This window comes from Klenkia marina, from assembly GCF_900101025.1.
GTDB lineage: Bacteria > Actinomycetota > Actinomycetes > Mycobacteriales > Geodermatophilaceae > Klenkia > Klenkia marina.
In genome coordinates this window covers 151,807-169,821 of record NZ_FMUH01000005.1, presented here as the reverse complement: position 1 = coordinate 169,821, position 18,015 = coordinate 151,807, and the positions used below count along the sequence as shown (strand labels likewise).

Genomic DNA, 18,015 nt, shown 5'->3' with positions numbered 1-18,015 from the left:
TCGTGAGCACTGCCGAGGCCAGCAGGCCCCGCGTCCGGCGCCGCAAGCGCCCGCCGCGCGACACCGAGGCGACGATGTCGCTCATCGCGCATCTGCGCGAGCTGCGCAACCGCATCGCCGTCGCGCTGCTGTTCGTGCTCATCGGCACCGCGATCGCCTTCTGGTGGTACGACCACGGGCTGGGTCAGTTCATCCGGGCGCCGTACTGCTCGATCCCGGCCGACAACCGGCTCGAGTCAGGGGTGTCGGGGGAGGACTGCACGCTGCTGGTCACCGACGTCTTCGGCGGCGCGCTGATCCGGCTGAAGATCGCGTTCATCGCCGGGGTCGTGCTGTCGGCGCCGTTCTGGCTCTGGCAGATCTGGGCCTTCCTCACCCCCGGGCTGAAGACCAACGAGAAGCGCTACGGCGTCACCTTCGTCGCCGCGGCCAGCCTGCTGTTCGCCGGGGGGTCGGCGCTGGCCTACATCTCGCTCAAGGCCGGCCTCACGCTGCTGCTGGGCCTGGCCGGCGAGAACGTCACCATCGCGCTCACCGCTCAGGACTACATCGGGTTCGTCATCTCGATCCTGCTGGCCTTCGGCGTCTCGTTCGAGCTGCCCCTGGTCGCCGTGGCGCTGAACCTGGTCGGGGTGCTGTCCTACGCGGCCCTGGCCAAGGCGCGGCGGTGGATCTACTTCCTCACGATCGTGTTCGCCGCGTTCATCACGCCCACCCAGGACCCCTTCACCATGCTGCTCATGGCACTGCCCATGTGCGTGCTGTTCGAGGTGGCCATCCAGATCGCGCGCATCGTGGACAAGCGGCGGGCCCGCCGCGACGGCACCGCCGGGTTCGCCGGCCTGTCCGACGACGAGGCATCCCCGCTCGACGCCCGCCCCTCGGCGCTGGACACCGGGTCGTCGGCGCTGGACACCGGGCCGTCGCCGCTGGACGACCCGCGCGGCCGCTGACCGACGTGCGGGTCGCGCTGCTGGTCAACGCCGCGGCCGGCCGAGGCCGCGCCCGCTCGCTGGCCACCGCCGTCGGCGACCGCCTGGCCGGCGCCGGGGCCGACGTCGTCCCGCTGGTCGCCGGTGACCGCGCCTCGGCCGAGGTCGCGGTCGCCGGGGTGCGCGACGGGGTCGCGGCGGTGCTGGTCCTCGGCGGGGACGGCGTGGTGCACGCCGCCGTGCAGGGGCTGGCCGGCTCGGCCACCCCGCTCGCCGTCCTGCCCGCGGGCACCGGCAACGACCTGGCCCTGGCGCTCGGCGTCCCGGCCGACCCGCTGGCTGCCCTGGACGCCGCGTTGCACGACCTCGCCACCGGCGGCGGCCGCCCGCTCGACCTGGTGCGCAGCAGCTCGGCGGCGGGGGAGCGGTGGTGGGCCACCGTGCTGTGCTGCGGGCTGGACTCCGCAGTCAGCGACCGGGTCAACCGGCTGCGGTGGCCACGCGGTCCGCGCCGCTACGACGTGGCCATCGCCGTCGAGCTCGCCCGGCTGCGGCCCCGGTCGGTGCGGCTGACCCTCGACGGCGTCAGCACCGACCACGAGGTCACCCTCGTTGCGGTGGGCAACACGCCCTTCTACGGCGGCGGGCTGCGCATCTGCCCGGACGCCGACCCCGCCGACGGTCTGCTCGACGTCACGGTCGTGGGCGCCGTCGGGCGCCTCGAGCTGGTGCGCACCCGGCCCCGGCTGGCCGACGGCACGCACGTGACCCACCCGGCGGTGCGGGTGCTGCGCGGGCGCGAGGTGCTGCTGGACAGCCCCGAGCCGCTGACCACCTGGGCCGACGGCGAGCCGGTCGGCCCGGTGCCGGTGCGCTCGGTCGTCGTCCCGGGGGCGCTGACCGTGCTGGGGGCCGGCCGCCGCTGATCCTGCGGTGTCGGTGGGGGCTCGTAACGTGGGGGCCATGCTCGACACCGGCGACCTCAGCCCCGCCGAGCGGTACGCGGCCTCCCGGCGTCGCGGTCGCTTCCCGCTGCTGTCGGACTTCGTGCTCGACCTCGGCTTCACCCTCGACTCGTTCCAGCAGGAGGCCTGCGAGGCGCTGGAGGGCGGGTCCGGCGTGCTGGTGTGCGCGCCCACCGGCGCCGGCAAGACGGTGGTCGGTGAGTTCGCCGTCCACAAGGCCCTGGCCGAGGGGCGCAAGGCGTTCTACACGACGCCGATGAAGGCGCTGTCGAACCAGAAGTACGCCGACCTGGTCGACCGGTACGGCCCCGAGCGGGTGGGCCTGCTGACCGGCGACAACGCGATCAACGGAGACGCGCCGGTGGTGGTGATGACCACCGAGGTGCTGCGCAACATGCTCTACGCCGACTCGCCCGCGCTGCGCGGGCTGGGCTACGTCGTGATGGACGAGGTGCACTACCTGGCCGACCGGTTCCGCGGCGCGGTCTGGGAGGAGGTGATCATCCACCTGCCCGACGACGTCGCCCTCGTGTCGCTGTCGGCCACCGTGAGCAACGCCGAGGAGTTCGCCGACTGGCTGGTCACCGTGCGCGGCGACACCCGCGTGGTGGTGAGCGAGGTGCGGCCCATCCCGCTGTGGCAGCACATGCTGGTCGGCGGTCGGGTCTTCGACCTGTTCGCCCTGCGCCCGGGCGCCCACCTGGCCGGCGACGTCCAGGTCTCGGCCCGCCAGCGGGGCGCTGCCGTCGTCGACCCCGAGCTGGTGCGCTACGTCAAGGAGCAGGAACGCCGGCTGGACTCCTGGCACGGCGGGTCCAGCCGTCGCACCCGCGACCGCTACGAGCACCGACCGCGCTACACGCCGCCGGGCCGGGCCGAGGTGCTCACCCGGCTCGACGCCGCGGGCCTGCTGCCGGCCATCACGTTCGTGTTCAGCCGCAAAGGTTGCGACGCCGCCGTCGGGCAGTGCCTGCGCTCGGGGCTGCGGCTCACCGACGAGGGCGAGCGCGCCGACATCGCCGAGGTGGTCGACCGGCACACCGGCTCGCTGCACGAGGCCGACCTGCAGGTGCTGGGGTTCTGGGAGTGGCGCGAGGGCCTGCTCGCCGGCCTGGCCGCCCACCACGCCGGGCTGGTGCCGGCGTTCAAGGAGGCCGTCGAGGAGTGCTTCGTGCGCGGTCTGGTCAAGGCCGTGTTCGCCACCGAGACCCTGGCCCTGGGCATCAACATGCCGGCCCGCACGGTCGTGCTGGAGAAGCTGACCAAGTGGAACGGCGAAGCCCACGTCGACGTGACACCGGGGGAGTACACCCAGCTCACCGGCCGGGCAGGGCGCCGCGGCATCGACGTCGAGGGGCACGCCGCCGTCGTCTGGGCCCCCGGGGTCGACCCGGCGACCGTCGCTGGGCTGGCCAGCACCCGCACCTACCCGCTGCGCTCGTCGTTCCGGCCCAGCTACAACATGGCCGTCAACCTGGTCGGCTCCTACGGCCGTGAGCGCGCCCGCGAGCTGCTCGCCTCGTCGTTCGCCCAGTTCCAGGCCGACCGGTCGGTGGTCGGGCTGGCCCGGCAGGCGGCCCGCAACGAGGAGGACGCCGCCCGCCTGGAGGCCGCGGTGCCCGCCGACAAGGGCGACGTCGTCGGCTACGCCCGGCTGCGCACGGAGATCTCCGACCGGGAGAAGGCGCTGTCCCGCGACAGCGCCGCCCGCCGGCGCCGCGAGGCCGCGGAGACCCTGGCCGCGCTGCGCACCGGCGACGTCATCCGGGTGCCCTCGGGGCGGCGACAGGGGCTGGCCGTCGTCCTCGACCCCGGCGTCGACCACCTCGACGACCCCCGCCCGCTCGTGCTCACCGAGGACCGGTGGGCCGGGCGGCTGGGCCCGCTGGACTTCCCGAGCCCGGTCGAGGCCCTCGCCCGGGTCCGGGTGCCCAAGAACTTCAACCACCGCAGCCCGCACGCCCGCCGCGAGCTGGCCGCCGTCCTGCGCGGCGCGCGCCAGGAGCACGAGCTGGGCGCACGCAAGAACAGGGCCCGGTCCGGCGCCGAGGACGACCCCGTTCTGGAGGACCTGCGGCACGCCCTCCGCCGGCACCCGGTGCACGCCCTCCCCGACCGCGAGGACCTCGTGCGCAGCGCGCACACCTCGCTGCGCGCCCGGCGCGACGCCGAGCGCGTCCGTGCCGAGATGGCCGAGCGCACGGGGTCGCTGACCCGGCAGTTCGACCGCACCTGCGACGTCCTCGAGCAGCTGGGCTACCTGCTGCCCGAGGCGCCGTCAGCCGCCGACGCCACCGACGAGGGCCCCCACCCGGCCGCCGAGGCGCCCGTCGTCACGCCGGCCGGTCGGCAGCTGTCGCGCATCTGGTCGGAGTCGGACCTGCTCACCGCCGAGTGCCTGCGGGCCGGGGTGTTCACCGGCCTCGACGCCCCCGGCCTGGCCGCGTGCGCGTCCGCGCTGGTGTTCGAGGCACGTCGCGACGGGCCGGGCCAGCCGCCGGTGCCCTCCGGTCCGGTGTCCGCTGCGTTGGCGGCCATGCGCCGGGTGCACGTCGAACTGCACGCCGTCGAGCTCGACCACGGGGTCCGCCCCGGCCGCGACCTCGACCTCGGCTTCGTGTGGGCGGCCCACCGCTGGGCCGACGGCCAGTCGCTGGACCGGGTGCTGGCCGGCGCCGAGCAGGCCGGCGTCGAGCTCTCAGGCGGGGACTTCGTGCGCTGGGCCCGCCAGCTGGTCGACCTGCTCGACCAGATCGCCAAGGTCGCCGACGGCGCCGTCGCCCGCACGGCCCGCACGGCGGTCGAGCGGGTGCGCCGTGGGGTGGTGGCCGTCGCCGTCAGCGGCTGACCCGCCGGGTCGGGGGCTCCGACCGGTGGGCCGGGCCGGCGTGGTGGAGAATCGGCCCGGCCCGTTGCCGGGTGCCTGCGCGGGCTCCGGCCCGCCACGACGAGGGGACGACGATGACCAACCCGCCGCACGGTGGCGACCAGCACGAGCCCGACCGGACTCCGGAGGGGGAGCGGCCCGGCGCGGGCCCTGCGGAGACCCCCAACCCGGACAGCACGCGGCTGATCCCGCTGCGGCAGCCCGAGGACTCGACCGGGTCGACGGCGTCCTCCGGCTGGGGCCAGCAGCCCGCCACCGAGCAGCCCGGCCAGTCCGGGTCCGACGCCCCTGCGTGGGGCCAGTCGGCCACCCCCTCGTGGTCGCAGAGCCAGGACCAGGGCCAGGGCCACGGACAGGGCCCGGCACAGGACGCCGGCCAGGGCGCGGCCTGGGGCCAGGGCCCGCAGAGCCACCAGGGGTCGTGGGAGCAGGGCTCGTCCGGTGGGCAGCAGACGCCGTCCGCGGGTCAGCAGGGGTCGTCCTGGGGTGAGCAGAGCAACCAGCAGTACGGCCAGTACGGCCAGCCGGGGGCGTCCGGGGGCCAGCAGGGGTCCTCGTGGGGCGACCAGGGCAACCAGCAGTACGGCCAGCAGGGCGCGGCCGGCTACGGCCAGCCGGGTCAGGGCCAGCAGGGTCAGGGCCAGCCGGGCGCAGCCGGGTTCGGGCAGCCTGGTCCGTACGGCCAGGGGCAGCCCGGCCACGGCCAGCAGGGCCAGGGCCAGCAGGGCCAGGGCCAGGGCCAGCAGGGCCAGTACGGCCACTCGGGGTACGGCCAGTCCGGGTTCGGCCAGTCGGGGTACGGCCAGTCCGGCCAGGGTCAGTCCGGTCAGGGCCAGTCCGCCCAGGGTGAGCACGGCCAGGGTCAGTACGGCCAGCCCGCGCAGTCGGGCTACGGGCAGCAGTCGGCCTACGGCCAGCCGTCGGGCCAGCAGAACCAGTACGGCCAGGCGAGCCAGTACGGCCAGGCGGGTCAGCAGAACCAGTTCGGTCAGCCCGGGTACGGCGGGGGGAGCAGCTTCGGTGCGCCCGCGCAGCCGGCCAAGCCCAAGCGCACCGGGCTCTGGATCGGCCTCGCTGTCCTCGCCGTCCTGGTGGTGGCCGCGGCGATCGTCCTGCCGATGGTGCTCGGTGGGAAGACCCTCGACCCGCAGGCCGTGCAGCGCGACGTCGCCGCCCAGTTCGAGGAGCGCGAGAACGTCTCGGTCGACCTCAGCTGCGACGACGACATGGCCGTCGACGTCGGCGAGACCTACACGTGCTCCGGCACGACGTCCGACGACGAGGACGTCACCATCACCATCCGCATCACCAGCGACGAGGGCGCCTACGAGTGGTCTGAATGACCGCGGTGACCGGGCGGCCCTGACCGGGCCGCCCGGTCACCAGCCCAGCGCTGCGGACAGCCGGGCGATCGAGGTCTGCAGCCCGTGGCGCTCGGTCAGCTCGGCGAGCGCGTCGGGGTCGGCCGGCGCCGCGGGCAGGTGGCCCTCGACGGCCGGCATGTCGATGTCCCGCACCACCTCGACGACGGCCGGCGCCACGTCCAGGTAGTCACCCGCGTCGTGCAGCTTGCGCAGCACCGACGCCGTGAGCGGCGCCTTCGGGACCGCTGTGCGCGCCACGGCCTCCCGGATGCCCGCCAGCGAACCGAACGCCGAGATGAGCGCTGCCGCGGTCTTCTCCCCGACCCCCTTGACGCCCGGCAGGCCGTCGCTGGGATCGCCGCGCAGCACGGCGAAGTCGGCGTAGGCCTGCCCGGGCACGCCGTACTTCGCGGCCACCGCGGCCTCGTCGACGACGTCGAGGTCGCCGATCCCGCCGCGCGCGGTGTACAGGATGCGCACCCCGCGGGCGTCGTCCACCAGCTGGAACAGGTCGCGGTCGCCGGTCACGACGTCGACCGGGCCCCGCGCACGGGTGGCCAGCGTGCCGATGACGTCGTCGGCCTCGTAGCCGGGCGCCCCGACCCGGGCGAGCCCGACCGCGGCCAGCACCTCGACCAGGACGGGCACCTGCGGGCCGAGCTCGTCGGGCACCTCCTCGCCCCCCTCGGGGGCCTGCCGGTGGGCCTTGTAGGAGGGCACCGCGTCGGTGCGGAACGCCGGGCGCCAGTCGTCGTCCCAGCAGGCGACGAAGCGGTCGGGCCGGTGCGCCACGATGAGCCTGGCCGACATGTCGAGGAAGCCGCGCACCGCGTTGACCGGCCGTCCGTCGGGCGCCACGACCGTGGTGGGCACGCCGTAGAAGGCACGGAAGTACAGGCTGGCGGCGTCCAGCAGCATCGTCGTCACACTCCGGGACGGTAACGGCTCGGCAACAAGTCACCCGGAACCGTCGCAGGGCGTGGTTAGGGTGCCGTGGTGCCGACCAGCAGCGCGCCCGAGACCGCCGAGCGGCTGCGGCGTGCCCGCGAGGAGGCCGACGGCCTCGACCTCGACGCCGTCGTCGTCACCCCGGGCGCCGATCTGCGCTACCTGTGCGGCTACGCAGCGCACGCCATGGAACGGCTGACCGCGCTGCTGGTGCCGCGTCGCGGCGAGCCGCTGCTGGTCGTCCCGCGGCTCGAGGCCCCGATGGTGGCTGCGTCACCGGCCGGCGCCCTCGACCTCGAGCTGGTCGCCTGGGACGAGACCGACGACCCGTTCACCCTCGTCGCCGACCAGCTCACCCACCGTCTCGGTGCAGCACCGGCCACCCTCGCCGTCGGCGCCCGCACCTGGGCAGAGCACGCGCTCGGCCTGCAGCGGGCCGCCCCCGGTGCCCGGCTCGAGCTGGCCACCCCGGTGCTCGACGTGCTGCGTGCGGTGAAGTCGCCCGGCGAGGTCACCGAGCTGTCGGCGGCGGCCGCGGCCATCGACCGCGTGCACGCCCGCATGGGGGAGTGGCTGCGGGTCGGGCGCACCGAGGCCGAGGTCGGGGCCGACGTCGCTGCGGCGATCCTGGCCGAGGGCCACGTGGCGGTCGACTTCGTGATCGTCGGCTCGGGGCCCAACGGCGCCAGCCCGCACCACGAGCTGTCCGGTCGGGTCGTCGAGCCCGGCGACCTGGTGGTGGTCGACATCGGCGGTGAGCTGCCCAGCGGCTACCGCTCCGACTGCACCCGCACGTACGTGGTGGGTGGCCGGCCCGATGCCGAGACCGAGGCCTGGTACGCGGTGCTGCAGGAGGCGCAGGCCGCCGCGTGCGCCGCCGTCCGGCCGGGGGTCACCGCCGCCTCGGTCGACGCCGTCGCGCGCGGCATCATCACCGACGCCGGTTGGGGCGAGGCCTTCGTGCACCGCACCGGGCACGGCATCGGCCTGGACACCCACGAGGCGCCCTACATCGTGGCCGGCAACGACGTGCCACTGGTGGAGGGCTCGGCGTTCTCCGTCGAGCCCGGCATCTACCTGCCCGGGCGGCACGGAGCCCGCATCGAGGACATCGTCGTCTGCACGGCCGACGGCGTGCGACTGCTGAACGAAGGATCCCGTGACCTCGTCGAACTCCCCGGCTGATCCCGTGGCCCTCACCCCCGCCGAACCCGCCGACAAGCTCGAGCCCCGCGCCGACGTCGACCGCGCGCTGCTCGCCGCCCTGGCCCGCGACGGCCGGGCCAGCTACACCGAGCTGGCCACGCAGGTGGGCCTGTCGGTGTCGGCGGTGCACCAGCGGGTGCGCCGGCTCGAGCAGCGCGGGGTGATCACCGGCTACGGCGCCCGCATCGACCCCAAGGCCGTGGGCCTGCCGATGGTCGCCTTCGTGTCGATCACGCCGATCGACGTCGCCCAGCCCGACGACGCGCCGGCGCGGCTGGCCCACCTCACCGCCATCGAGGCCTGCCACTCGGTCGCCGGCCCCGACAGCTACGTGCTCAAGGTGCGGGTGGCCTCCCCGGACGCGCTCGAGTCGCTGCTCGCCCAGATCCGGGCGGCGGCCAACGTGACCACCCGCACGACCGTCGTCCTGTCCACGTTCTACGAGGACCGGCCGCCGGTCTGAACCACGTCCGCCTCTACGCCGCCTGGTCGGCCGGGGACGTCGACGGTGTGGCCGCGCTGCTGCACCCCGAAGTCGACTGGCCCGAGCCGTGGTCCGGCGGACGGCTGCACGGCCGGGCAGCGGTCGCCGGGCACCTGAGCACTCAGCGGGCCACCCTGTCGGTCACCCTGGTGCCGGTGCGGGTCCGACCGCGGGACGGTGGCCTGGCGGTCACGGTGCACCAGGTCGTGCGCGACGCCGACGGCGACGTGCTGTCCGACACCACGGTGCTGCACGAGCTCACCGTGGTCGACGGCCTGGTGGCCCGGCTCGACGTGGGGGAGCCGCCCCCCTGAGTCCCCGGCTGCGGCACGGCGCGTCGACAACACCCCGAACGTGTGTTCGACTGGGTGCATGCGATGGGACGCCCAGCGGCTCGACCTGGTCGAGCCCGAGACCCTGCCCGGGCTGCCCACCGTGGCCGGTCTGCTGCGCAGCCTGCAGGTGCCCGAGTTCCCCGGCCTGACCCTGCACGAGGTGCGCGCGAAGTCCGCCCTCAACAAGGTCCCCGACAACTCCTCGATGCCGTTCGCGTACACCGTCAACACGTTCCGGGGATGCAGCCATTCGTGTGTCTACTGCTTCGCCCGCAAGACGCATGAATGGCTCGAGCTGGATGCCGGGTCCGACTTCGACAACCAGATCGTCGTCAAGACCAACGTCGCCGAGGTGCTGCGCCGCGAGGTGTCCCGGGCGTCCTGGAAGCGCGAGCACGTCGCCCTGGGCACCAACACCGACCCCTACCAGCGTGCCGAGGGCCGGTACCGGCTGATGCCCGCGGTCATCGACGCACTCGCCCGCTCGGGCACGCCGTTCTCGATCCTCACCAAGGGCACGCTGCTCACCCGCGACCTGCCCCTGCTGGCCGCCGCCGGCCGCGACGTCCCGATCGGGTTGGGGGTGTCGCTGGCCATCTGGGACGACGACCTGCACCGCAGCCTCGAGCCCGGTGCCCCCACCCCGCGTGCGCGGCTGGAGCTCGTGCGCCGCATCGCCGATGCCGGCCTGCCCTGCGGGGTGTTCCTCGCACCGGTGCTGCCCGGGCTCACCGACCAGCGCGACCACCTCGAGCGCGCGATCGCCGCGGTGGCCGACGCCGGCGCCACCGGGGTCACCGTGCTGCCGCTGCACCTGCGCCCCGGGGCCCGCGAGTGGTTCACCACCTGGCTCTCCCGCGAGCACCCGCGCCTGGTCGGCCGGTACCGCAGCCTGTACGGCCGGGGCGCCTACGTGCCGGCCGAGTACCGCGACTGGCTCTCCGCCCGGGTGGCGCCCATCCTGGCCGCGCACGGGCTCGACCGGCACACCGGCGGCGCGGCCCGGGGCATCGACGGCGGGCTGCCCGGCGACGAGTCGGCCAGCTTCCCGCACGGCTCGTTGCCCGACCGCGGGGCGGTGTGCGTGCCGCCGGCCGTACCCGAGCAGCTGGCCCTCTGCTGACCCGGGGGTGCACAACCGATCCAGCGGTTAGGGTCCGGCGCATGCAGACGGTGCGTTGGTCCGACGTCGTGCGGCGCGACCTCTTCGGCCCCGCACCCGACCGCCGCGACCGGCCCTACCGACTGGTCATCCGGGTCTTCCTGGTCGTGCTCAAGGCGTTCGGGTTCCGCTTCGACGTCCGCGGGTCCGAGCACCTGCCCCGGCACGGCGGGGCCGTGGTCGCCAGCAACCACGTGAGCTACTTCGACTTCACCTACCTCGAGCTGGGCGCGGTGCCGCAGCACCGGTTGGTGCGGTTCATGGCCAAGGCGTCGGTGTTCGACCACCGCCTCGCCGGGCCGGTCATGCGCGCCATGCAGCACATCCCGGTCGACCGCACCGCCGGACTGGCCGCCTTCGACGAGGCCGTGCGGGCGTTGCAGGACGGCCAGCTGGTCGGGGTGTTCCCCGAGGCCACCATCTCCAGCTCGTTCACCGTGCAGGAGCTCAAGGCCGGCGCCGCCCGCATGGCGGTACTGGCCGGCGTCCCGATCGTGCCGGCGGCGGTGTGGGGCGGGCACCGGGTGGCCACCAAGAACCGGCGGGTGACGCTGCGCCGCGGCGTGCCGGTCACCGTCCTGTTCGGCGAGCCGGTGGTGCCCGAACCGGGGGAGAAGACGCAGTCGGTCCTGCGCCGCACCCGCGCGGCGATGGCCGAGCTGCTCGACCAGGCGCAGCGCGACTACCCCGACGCGCCGGCCGGTGACGACGACCGGTGGTGGCTGCCGGCCCACCTGGGCGGCACCGCGCCCACCCCGGAGCGGGCCCGCGACATCGACCGCGCCGACGTCCAGGGGACCGCGGTCACCCCGCAGCGCACCCTCGGGCAGAAGGTGCGGCACCTGCTGGGTCGCCGCTGACCTCCCTCAGCCCAGCTGGGCCACCGAGGCCTCGCGGGAGGCCAGGGCCGCTGCCTCGGCGGCGACCGGGTCGACGGCGCGGTCGGCCCACCAGCGCTGACCGGCCTCCGGCAGCGAGTGGATCGGGTCGTAGTAGGTGTAGCGGCGGTCGAGGGCGCCCTCGTCGGTGCGCTCGATGCCGGTGCGGTAGTTCTTCGTCCAGTAGCTGATCCCGCGCTCGCGGTCGTACTCGGCGACCTGGTGCACCCAGCGCTTGCCGACGTAGGGCACGTCGCAGACGATGCGCGGCGTCGCGAAGCCGGGCAGGTAGCCCATGAGGTCGTGCTGGAGCGTCTGGGCCTGCGACAGCGGCACCCGCCAGTGCTCGGCCGACGGGATCATGTCGCACATGTAGAAGTAGTAGGGCGTGATGCCGGCCCCGTCGAGCAGTGCGAAGCACAGGTCGAGCAGCTGGTCGGCGGTGTCGTTCACCCCGTGCAGCAGCACGCCCTGGTTGCGCACGTCGCGCACCCCGGCGGCCAGCATCGCCTGCGCCGCCTCGGCCACCAGCGGGGTCACCGACTGCGCGGCGTTCACGTGCGTGTGGACGGCGAGGGACACCCCGCGCTGCTGGGCGGTGGTGGCCAACCGGGTCATGCCGGCCACGACGTCGTCCTGGAGCCAGTGCTGCGGCATGCCCATCAGCGCCTTGGTGGCCAGCCGGACGTCGCGCACCGACTCGATCTCCAGCAGCCCGGAGACGAACGCCTCCAGGTTCTTGAACGGCAGGTTGGCGACGTCGCCGCCGGAGACCACGACGTCGCGGACACCGGGGGTGGCCCGCAGGTAGGCCAGCATCTCGGCCTGCCGGTCGACCGGCTTGAGGTCGAACTTGAGCTTGGTGACCGCAGGGGTGGAGTTGCCGACCAGGTCCATGCGGGTGCAGTGCCCGCAGTACTGCGGGCAGGTGGGCAGCAGCTCGGCGAGCACCTTGGTGGGGTAGCGGTGGGTGAGGCCCTCGACGGCCCACATCTCGTGCTCGTGGAGGGAGTCCCGAGCGGCGTAGGGGTGGCTGGCGGCCGCGCCGGGCAACCGGTCCGACGCCACCGGCAGCATGTACCGGCGCACCGGGTCGGCCAGCATGGCCTTGGTCGTGGGGACCGCGGCCGGCACCATGGTGTTGAGCATCTGCGGGGGCAGCAGCAGCGACATGGTCGCCCGGCCCGCCTGGTCGGCCTCGACGTCGGCGTAGAAGGACTCGTCGAGCAGGTCGCCGTAGACCCCGCGCAGCTGGCGCAGGTTCTTGACGCAGTTGACCCGCTGCCACTGCGCGCTGCGCCACTGCGCGTCGGTGACGTCGGCGAACCCGGGCAGCCGCCGCCAGTCCGGCTCGACCAGGGCGCGAGCGGTGTACTCGTAGGGCTGCTCCAGCACGACGACCTCCAGCGGCGACCGGTACTTCCGACCGCGACTCCCGCACCATACGGGAGATCGTTCGGTGAAACGTGACTTTCGCGATAGGTTCTGCGCCGACGGGGTCCGCAGGCGAAGGAGAACCAGGTGACGACGGCGGGACAGCGGGCGCTCGGGGTGCACCGGGTGCTGGAGCCGGTGGGGGTCCTGCCGCAGGCCGCCCGCCGGCTGGACCCCGACGCGCCCACCGGGCCCGACGAGGTGCGCATCGACGTCGAGCGGCTCAACCTCGACGCGGCGTCCTTCCGCCAGCTCACCGAGGCCCACGACGGCGACGGCGACGCCGTGCGGGCGGCCGTGCTGGCGATCGTCGCCGAGCGCGGCAAGATGCAGAACCCGGTCACCGGCTCGGGCGGCATGCTCATCGGGCGGGTCGCCGAGGTGGGGGAGCGGTCGCCGCTGGGCCTGCGGGTGGGCGACCGGGTCGCCACCCTGGTCTCGCTCACCCTCACCCCGCTGCGGATCACCGACGGGCTCGAGCGCTGGGACGGCCGCAGCGAGCAGGTGCCGGCCCGGGGCAGCGCCGTCCTGTTCGCCCGGTCCATCGCCGCCGTGCTGCCCGAGGACCTGCCGGAGGTCGTCGCCCTGGCCCTGCTCGACGTCTGCGGCGCGCCCGCCGCCACCGCACGGGTCGTGCACCGCGGGGCCTCGGTCGCCGTCCTCGGTGCGGCCGGCAAGTCCGGCTGCCTGTCCCTGGCCGCCGCCCGCGACGCGCACGCCCGCCGGGTCGTGGGCGTCGTCCGCGACGAGGTCGAGGCCGTCGCCCTGCGTGCCGCCGGACTCGCCGACGAGGTGGTGGTCGCCGACGCCACCGACCCGCTGGCCGTCGCGGCGGCGCTCCCCGAGCCGGTCGACGTCACGGTGGTGTGCGTCGACGTCCCCGGAGCCGAGCACGGGGCGGTCCTCGCGACGGCCGACGGGGGCACCGTGGTCTTCTTCTCGATGGCCACCTCCTTCCCGGCGGCGGCCCTGGGCGCCGAGGGGATGGCAGCGGACGTGACGATGCTGATCGGGAACGGCTACACGCCGGGGCACGCCGCCCTGGCCCTGGACCTCTACCGGCGCGAGGCCGGGGTGCGCGCACTGGTCGACCCGCGCGTGCACGCATGAACCTGCTCCTCACCGGGGTCACCGTCGGCGACGCGCCGGGCCGGGCGGTGCACGTCGTCGACGGCGCCGTCGCCTGGGTCGGTCCGGCGATCGACGCACCGCGCGCCGACCGCACGTGGGACGGCGGGGGAGCGCTGCTCACCCCGGCGTTCGTCGACGCCCACGTGCACGCCACCGCGACCGGCCTGGCGCTCACCGGGCTTGCCCTGCACGGTGCGGACAGCCTGCGCTCGGCGCTGGCCGCCGTCGCCGCCCACGTCGCCGCGCACCCCACCGGCACGGTGCTGGGCACCGGCTGGGACGAGACGGTCTGGCCCGAGGGCCGCGCGCTCACCCGCCACGACCTGGACGCCGTCGTCGGCGACCGGCCGGCCTACCTGGCCCGGGTCGACGTGCACTCGGCCACGGTCTCCACCGCCCTGCTCGACCGCATCCCCGGCATCACCGAGCTGCCCGGCTTCGCCGCCGACGGACAGCTGCGGCTGGACGCCCACCACGCCGCCCGGCAGGTCGCCTACGGCTCGGTCGACCCGGCCCAGCGCGCCGCCGCCCAGCGGGCCACCCTGGACGCCGCCGCCGACCTCGGCATCGGCTGCGTGCACGAGATGGCCGGCCCCGAGGTGTCCAGCGCCGAGGACCTCGCCGGCCTCCTGCAGCTGGCCCGGGCCACCCCCGGCCCGCAGGTGCTCGGCTGGTGGGGCGAGCTGGCCGAGCGCGGCGGGCTGGACGTCGTCGCCGAGCTCGGGCTGGCCGGCGCGGGCGGCGACCTGTTCTGCGACGGCGCGTTCGGGTCGCACACCGCCGCCCTGAGCGCGCCCTACACCGACCGCCCGGACACCAGCGGTGCGCTGCGGTTCGAGACCGCGCAGGTGGTCGAGCACGTGCGGGCGTGCACCGCGGCCGGCGTGCAGGCCGGTTTCCACGTGATCGGCGACGCCGCCGTGGACCAGGTGCTCGCCGCCGTCGCCCAGGTGGCCGAGCAGCTGGGCCGCGACGCCGTCCGGGCCTGCCGGCACCGGCTCGAGCACGTCGAGATGGTCTCGCCCGACGCCGTGGACACCATGCGGGCCCTGGGCATGGTCGCCAGCGTGCAGCCGGCCTTCGACGCCGCCTGGGGCGGGGACGCCGGCATGTACGCCGAGCGCCTGGGCGTCGAGCGGGCGCTGGCCTGCAACCCGCTGGCCGACCTCTCCGACGGCATGGTCGCCATCGCCCTGGGCAGCGACGCCCCGGTCACCCCGTTGGACCCGTGGGGCGGGGTGCACGCCGCGGTCGACCACCGCACGCCCGGCGCCGGCCTGCGCCCCTTCGACGCCTACGACGCGGCCACCCACGGCGGCTGGTACGCCGCCCGCACCGAGCACCCCGACGGCCCGCTCGCCGTCGGCGCGCCCGCGCACCTGGCCCTGTGGGCCACCGACCTGACCCTGTCCGGGGTGCTCGCCCAGCGCGCCCGGCCCGCCTGCGCCGGCCTGCTGGTCGCCGGCGACGTCGTCCGAGGAGCACCGTGAGCGCCCGCCTGACGCTGGACCCCGCCCTGGTCACCCGGGCCCGTGCGCTGGCCGAGCAGGCCGCGCAGCCGGTCATCGACCTCGCGACCCGGCACACCACCGTCTCCGTCGAGCGGGCCGTGCTGCGGCTGGCCGGCCTGGAGGGCACCGACCCGGTCACCGGGGAGGGCGAGATCCCCTGGGTCAACCGCGTCGTGGACGTCGTCCGCGAGCAGGTGGGCCTGGAGCACGGCGTCGCGCTGCCGGTCTGGCACGCGATCGCCTCCGGCGCCGCGGGCAGCCTGCAGGAGATCGCCGAGCAGGTGGGCGCCGGGACCGCCCGGTTCGCCGTCCCGGCCGGCGGGGAGGAGGAGCGGGCCCGCGAGGCCGCGCTGGCCGCCGTCGGAGCCGGGTTGGGCCGCGTCGACGCCGCCCGTCGCCGGCGGGAGGAGCTGGTGGCCACCCACGGCGACCCGCCCCGCCGTCCCTGGATCTACCTGATCGTGGCCACCGGCGACATCTTCGAGGACATCCCGCAGGCCCAGGCCGCCGCCCGCGCCGGGGCCGACGTCATCGCCGTGATCCGCTCCACCGGGCAGTCGCTGCTGGACTACGTGCCCGAGGGCGCCACCCGCACCGGGTACGCCGGCACGTACGCCACCCAGGAGAACTTCCGGCTCATGCGGGCCGCGCTCGACGAGGTCAGCGCCGAGCTGGGCCGCTACGTCCGGCTGACCAACTACGCCTCGGGGCTGTGCATGCCCGAGATCGCCGCGTTGGCCGGGCTGGAGCGGCTGGACATGATGCTCAACGACGCGATGTACGGGATCCTCTTCCGCGACATCAACCCGATCCGCACCTTCGTCGACCAGCGGTTCAGCCGCATGGTGCACGCCCGCGCCGGGATCATCATCAACACCGGCGAGGACAACTACCTCACCACCGCCGACGCCGTCGACGAGGCGCACACCGTCACGGTCAGCCAGCTGCTCAACGAGCGGTTCGCCCGCGAGGCCGGGCTGGAGGACTGGCAGCTGGGGCTGGGCCACGCGTTCGAGATCAACCCCGCCGTCCCGGCGTCGTTCCGGCTCGAGCTGGCCCACGCCATGCTGGCCCGCTCGCTGTTCCCCGACGCCCCGCTCAAGTGGATGCCGCCGACCAAGCACATGACCGGCGACGTGTTCGGCGGCTACCTGCTCGACGGGTTCTTCAACCTGGCCGGCATGCTCACCGACCAGTCGATCCTGCTGGTCGGCATGATGACCGAGGCCGTCGTGACCCCGTGGCTGAGCGACCGCGACCTGGCGCTGCGCAACGTCCGCTACGTGCTCGACGCCGCGGCCGGCCTGGGGGAGGACTTCGCACCCCCGCCGGGCGGGTTCCTGGACACCCGGGCGCACACCGTGCTCGGCGAGGCCGTCGAGCTGCTCGAGCGGATCACCGCCGACGGACTGCTGCCCTCGATCGCCCAGGGCACCTTCGGCATCACCAAGCGCCCGGCCGACCGGGGCAAGGGGCTGGACGGCGTCGTCGTGAAGGCCCCCGGCCACCTCGACCCGGCCACGGAGCTCATGGAGACCGCGTTGAAGGACACCGTGCGATGACCGTCATCAGGCCCTACGGCGACACCACCGGCGACGGCATGGTGCAGACCTCGTTCACGCTGCCGATGCCGCCCGGGCCCCGCGCCGAGGGCGCTGCGCTGCAGCTGGCCGGCAAGATGGGCATCCACCCCGCGATGGTGGTGCACAGCCACGGCATCGGGGAGGGCTTCACCTTCTTCGTCGTCTACGGCTCGGTCACCCACCTCGTCGACACCGACGAGGTCGAGGTCGAGGAGCGCGCGTACCCGCTGCTGAGCCCCACCGAGGTCAACGGCGCCATCAAGACCCGCCTGCACCGCAAGCTCGTGGTCATGGGCGCCTGCATCGGCACCGACGCGCACACCGTCGGCATCGACGCGATCCTCAACCTCAAGGGCTTCGCGGGGGAGAAGGGCCTGGAGTACTACCGCGAGATTGACGTCGCCAACCTCGGCGCCCAGGTCACCGTCCCCGAGCTGGTCACCCGCGCCCGGGCCGCGAAGGCCGACGCCGTGCTGGTCAGCCAGGTGGTCACCCAGAAGGACGCGCACCTGCGCAACACCCGCGAGCTGGCCGGCGCGTTCCGCGAGGCGATGGGGGAGACCCGTCCCCTGCTCGTGGTGGGCGGCCCCCGCTTCGACCCGGCCATGGCCCGCGACCTCGGCGTCGACAAGGTCTTCGGCCGTGGCACCACCCCCGGCGAGGTGGCCTCCTACCTCGTCTCCGCCCTGCTCCCCGAGGAGATCGCCGCGTGAGCGCCACCGTCGGACTGACCGTCACCCACCGCCGCTACGTGCCCCACGCGCACGCCCACTACGGCGGCTCGCTGGTCGACGGGGCCTACACCCTGGGCCTGTTCGGCGACGTCGCCACGGAGGTGTCGATCGTCGGGGACGGCGACGAGGGCCTGCTGGCCGGGTACACCGAGGTCCGCTTCCTCGGGCCGGTCCAGGCCGGCGACGTGCTGGAGGCCTCGTGCGAGGTCGTGCGGGTGGGCACCCGCTCGCGCACGCTGCGCTGCTGGGCCGACGTCGTCGCCCGCGCCCAGCCCGACCGCGGCCCCTCGGCGGCCGCGGTGCTGGCCGAGCCGCTGCGGGTGGTGGAGGCGACGGCGACGCTCGTCGTCCCCCTCGGCCCCGCCACCGAGCGTGAGTGACACGTAACGATCTGGTAACGGCCTGCCGCAGGTGTCCCGATGGCCTGTGCGGGACCTCCCCGGGTCCCTAGGGTTCCCCCG

At 74.8% G+C, this 18,015-nt stretch carries 16 protein-coding genes; 14 read left to right on the top strand and 2 right to left on the bottom strand.

The window, feature by feature from the left end; genetic code table 11:
* Positions 1-2: 2 nt before the first annotated feature.
* From tatC to BLP29_RS15250, 4 genes are all read left to right on the top strand, one after another.
* Positions 3-953: a twin-arginine translocase subunit TatC gene (gene tatC / locus BLP29_RS15265; protein WP_243470000.1), complete on the top strand. Its 951-nt coding sequence runs from the start codon at positions 3-5 to the stop codon at positions 951-953.
* A gap of 5 nt (positions 954-958) precedes the next feature.
* A complete protein-coding gene (locus tag BLP29_RS15260; protein WP_092806004.1) occupies positions 959-1,858 on the top strand; it encodes a diacylglycerol/lipid kinase family protein in 900 nt (299 codons plus the stop codon).
* A 37-nt stretch (positions 1,859-1,895) separates the two neighbouring features.
* A complete protein-coding gene (locus BLP29_RS15255) occupies positions 1,896-4,745 on the top strand; it encodes a DEAD/DEAH box helicase (RefSeq protein WP_092806002.1) in 2,850 nt (949 codons plus the stop codon).
* Positions 4,746-4,816: 71 nt separating this feature from the next.
* Entirely contained in the window at positions 4,817-6,127 is a 1,311-nt protein-coding gene (locus BLP29_RS15250; protein WP_092806000.1) for a DUF4333 domain-containing protein, read from the top strand.
* 36 nt (positions 6,128-6,163) lie between these two features.
* On the opposite strand, the gene BLP29_RS15245 is transcribed toward BLP29_RS15250, so the two are convergent.
* Positions 6,164-7,066: a 5'-3' exonuclease gene (locus BLP29_RS15245; protein WP_092805998.1), complete on the bottom strand. Its 903-nt coding sequence runs from the start codon at positions 7,064-7,066 to the stop codon at positions 6,164-6,166.
* 78 nt (positions 7,067-7,144) lie between these two features.
* On the opposite strand from BLP29_RS15245, the gene BLP29_RS15240 reads away from it, so the two are divergent.
* The 5 genes from BLP29_RS15240 to BLP29_RS15220 are packed head-to-tail and all read left to right on the top strand — an operon-like array spanning position 7,145 to position 11,143.
* Positions 7,145-8,281 (top strand): M24 family metallopeptidase, encoded by a 1,137-nt coding sequence (locus tag BLP29_RS15240; protein ID WP_207798523.1) that lies wholly within the window; start codon positions 7,145-7,147, stop codon positions 8,279-8,281.
* Positions 8,256-8,765 (top strand): Lrp/AsnC family transcriptional regulator, encoded by a 510-nt coding sequence (locus tag BLP29_RS15235; protein ID WP_279385455.1) that lies wholly within the window; start codon positions 8,256-8,258, stop codon positions 8,763-8,765. Before BLP29_RS15240 ends, BLP29_RS15235 begins: the two co-directional genes overlap by 26 nt.
* On the top strand, positions 8,762-9,100 hold the full coding sequence (locus BLP29_RS15230; protein ID WP_092805992.1) for a nuclear transport factor 2 family protein: 339 nt from the start codon (positions 8,762-8,764) through the stop codon (positions 9,098-9,100). Before BLP29_RS15235 ends, BLP29_RS15230 begins: the two co-directional genes overlap by 4 nt.
* Before the next feature lie 58 nt (positions 9,101-9,158).
* A complete protein-coding gene (locus BLP29_RS15225; protein WP_092805990.1) occupies positions 9,159-10,244 on the top strand; it encodes an Rv2578c family radical SAM protein in 1,086 nt (361 codons plus the stop codon).
* A 41-nt stretch (positions 10,245-10,285) separates the two neighbouring features.
* Entirely contained in the window at positions 10,286-11,143 is an 858-nt protein-coding gene (locus BLP29_RS15220) for a lysophospholipid acyltransferase family protein (RefSeq protein ID WP_092805988.1), read from the top strand.
* Between the two features lie 6 nt (positions 11,144-11,149).
* Here BLP29_RS15220 and BLP29_RS15215 read toward each other — a convergent pair whose 3' ends face one another.
* Positions 11,150-12,556: a KamA family radical SAM protein gene (locus tag BLP29_RS15215; RefSeq protein WP_092805986.1), complete on the bottom strand. Its 1,407-nt coding sequence runs from the start codon at positions 12,554-12,556 to the stop codon at positions 11,150-11,152.
* 126 nt (positions 12,557-12,682) lie between these two features.
* Between BLP29_RS15215 and kdd the strand changes: the two genes are divergently transcribed.
* From kdd to kal, 5 genes are read left to right on the top strand one after another with little or no spacing between them, the layout of a single operon-like run.
* On the top strand, positions 12,683-13,705 hold the full coding sequence (gene kdd / locus BLP29_RS15210) for an L-erythro-3,5-diaminohexanoate dehydrogenase (protein WP_092805984.1): 1,023 nt from the start codon (positions 12,683-12,685) through the stop codon (positions 13,703-13,705).
* Positions 13,702-15,216 carry an amidohydrolase gene (locus BLP29_RS15205; protein ID WP_092805982.1) on the top strand — a complete coding sequence of 505 codons (1,515 nt, stop codon included), beginning with the start codon at positions 13,702-13,704 and terminating at the stop codon, positions 15,214-15,216. Before kdd ends, BLP29_RS15205 begins: the two co-directional genes overlap by 4 nt.
* Positions 15,213-16,799 carry a lysine 5,6-aminomutase subunit alpha gene (kamD, locus tag BLP29_RS15200; protein WP_092805980.1) on the top strand — a complete coding sequence of 529 codons (1,587 nt, stop codon included), beginning with the start codon at positions 15,213-15,215 and terminating at the stop codon, positions 16,797-16,799. The genes BLP29_RS15205 and kamD overlap by 4 nt, the downstream gene beginning before the upstream one ends.
* Entirely contained in the window at positions 16,796-17,533 is a 738-nt protein-coding gene (gene kamE, locus BLP29_RS15195; RefSeq protein ID WP_092805978.1) for a lysine 5,6-aminomutase subunit beta, read from the top strand. The genes kamD and kamE overlap by 4 nt, the downstream gene beginning before the upstream one ends.
* Positions 17,530-17,934, top strand: coding sequence for a 3-aminobutyryl-CoA ammonia lyase (gene kal / locus BLP29_RS15190; RefSeq protein ID WP_207798522.1), 405 nt, complete (start codon positions 17,530-17,532; stop codon positions 17,932-17,934). Before kamE ends, kal begins: the two co-directional genes overlap by 4 nt.
* The last annotated feature ends 81 nt before the right edge of the window (positions 17,935-18,015 follow it).

Excerpts from the sequence above, each read along its gene's own strand:
- BLP29_RS15205 (WP_092805982.1), top strand. The coding sequence starts at position 13,702 with ATGAACCTGCTCCTCACCGGGGTCACCGTCGGCGACGCGCCGGGCCGG.
- BLP29_RS15220 (WP_092805988.1), top strand. The coding sequence starts at position 10,286 with ATGCAGACGGTGCGTTGGTCCGACGTCGTGCGGCGCGACCTCTTCGGC.
- BLP29_RS15255 (WP_092806002.1), top strand. The coding sequence starts at position 1,896 with ATGCTCGACACCGGCGACCTCAGCCCCGCCGAGCGGTACGCGGCCTCC.
- BLP29_RS15225 (WP_092805990.1), top strand. The coding sequence starts at position 9,159 with ATGCGATGGGACGCCCAGCGGCTCGACCTGGTCGAGCCCGAGACCCTG.
- kamE (WP_092805978.1), top strand. The coding sequence starts at position 16,796 with ATGACCGTCATCAGGCCCTACGGCGACACCACCGGCGACGGCATGGTG.
- BLP29_RS15245 (WP_092805998.1), bottom strand. The coding sequence starts at position 7,066 with ATGCTGCTGGACGCCGCCAGCCTGTACTTCCGTGCCTTCTACGGCGTG.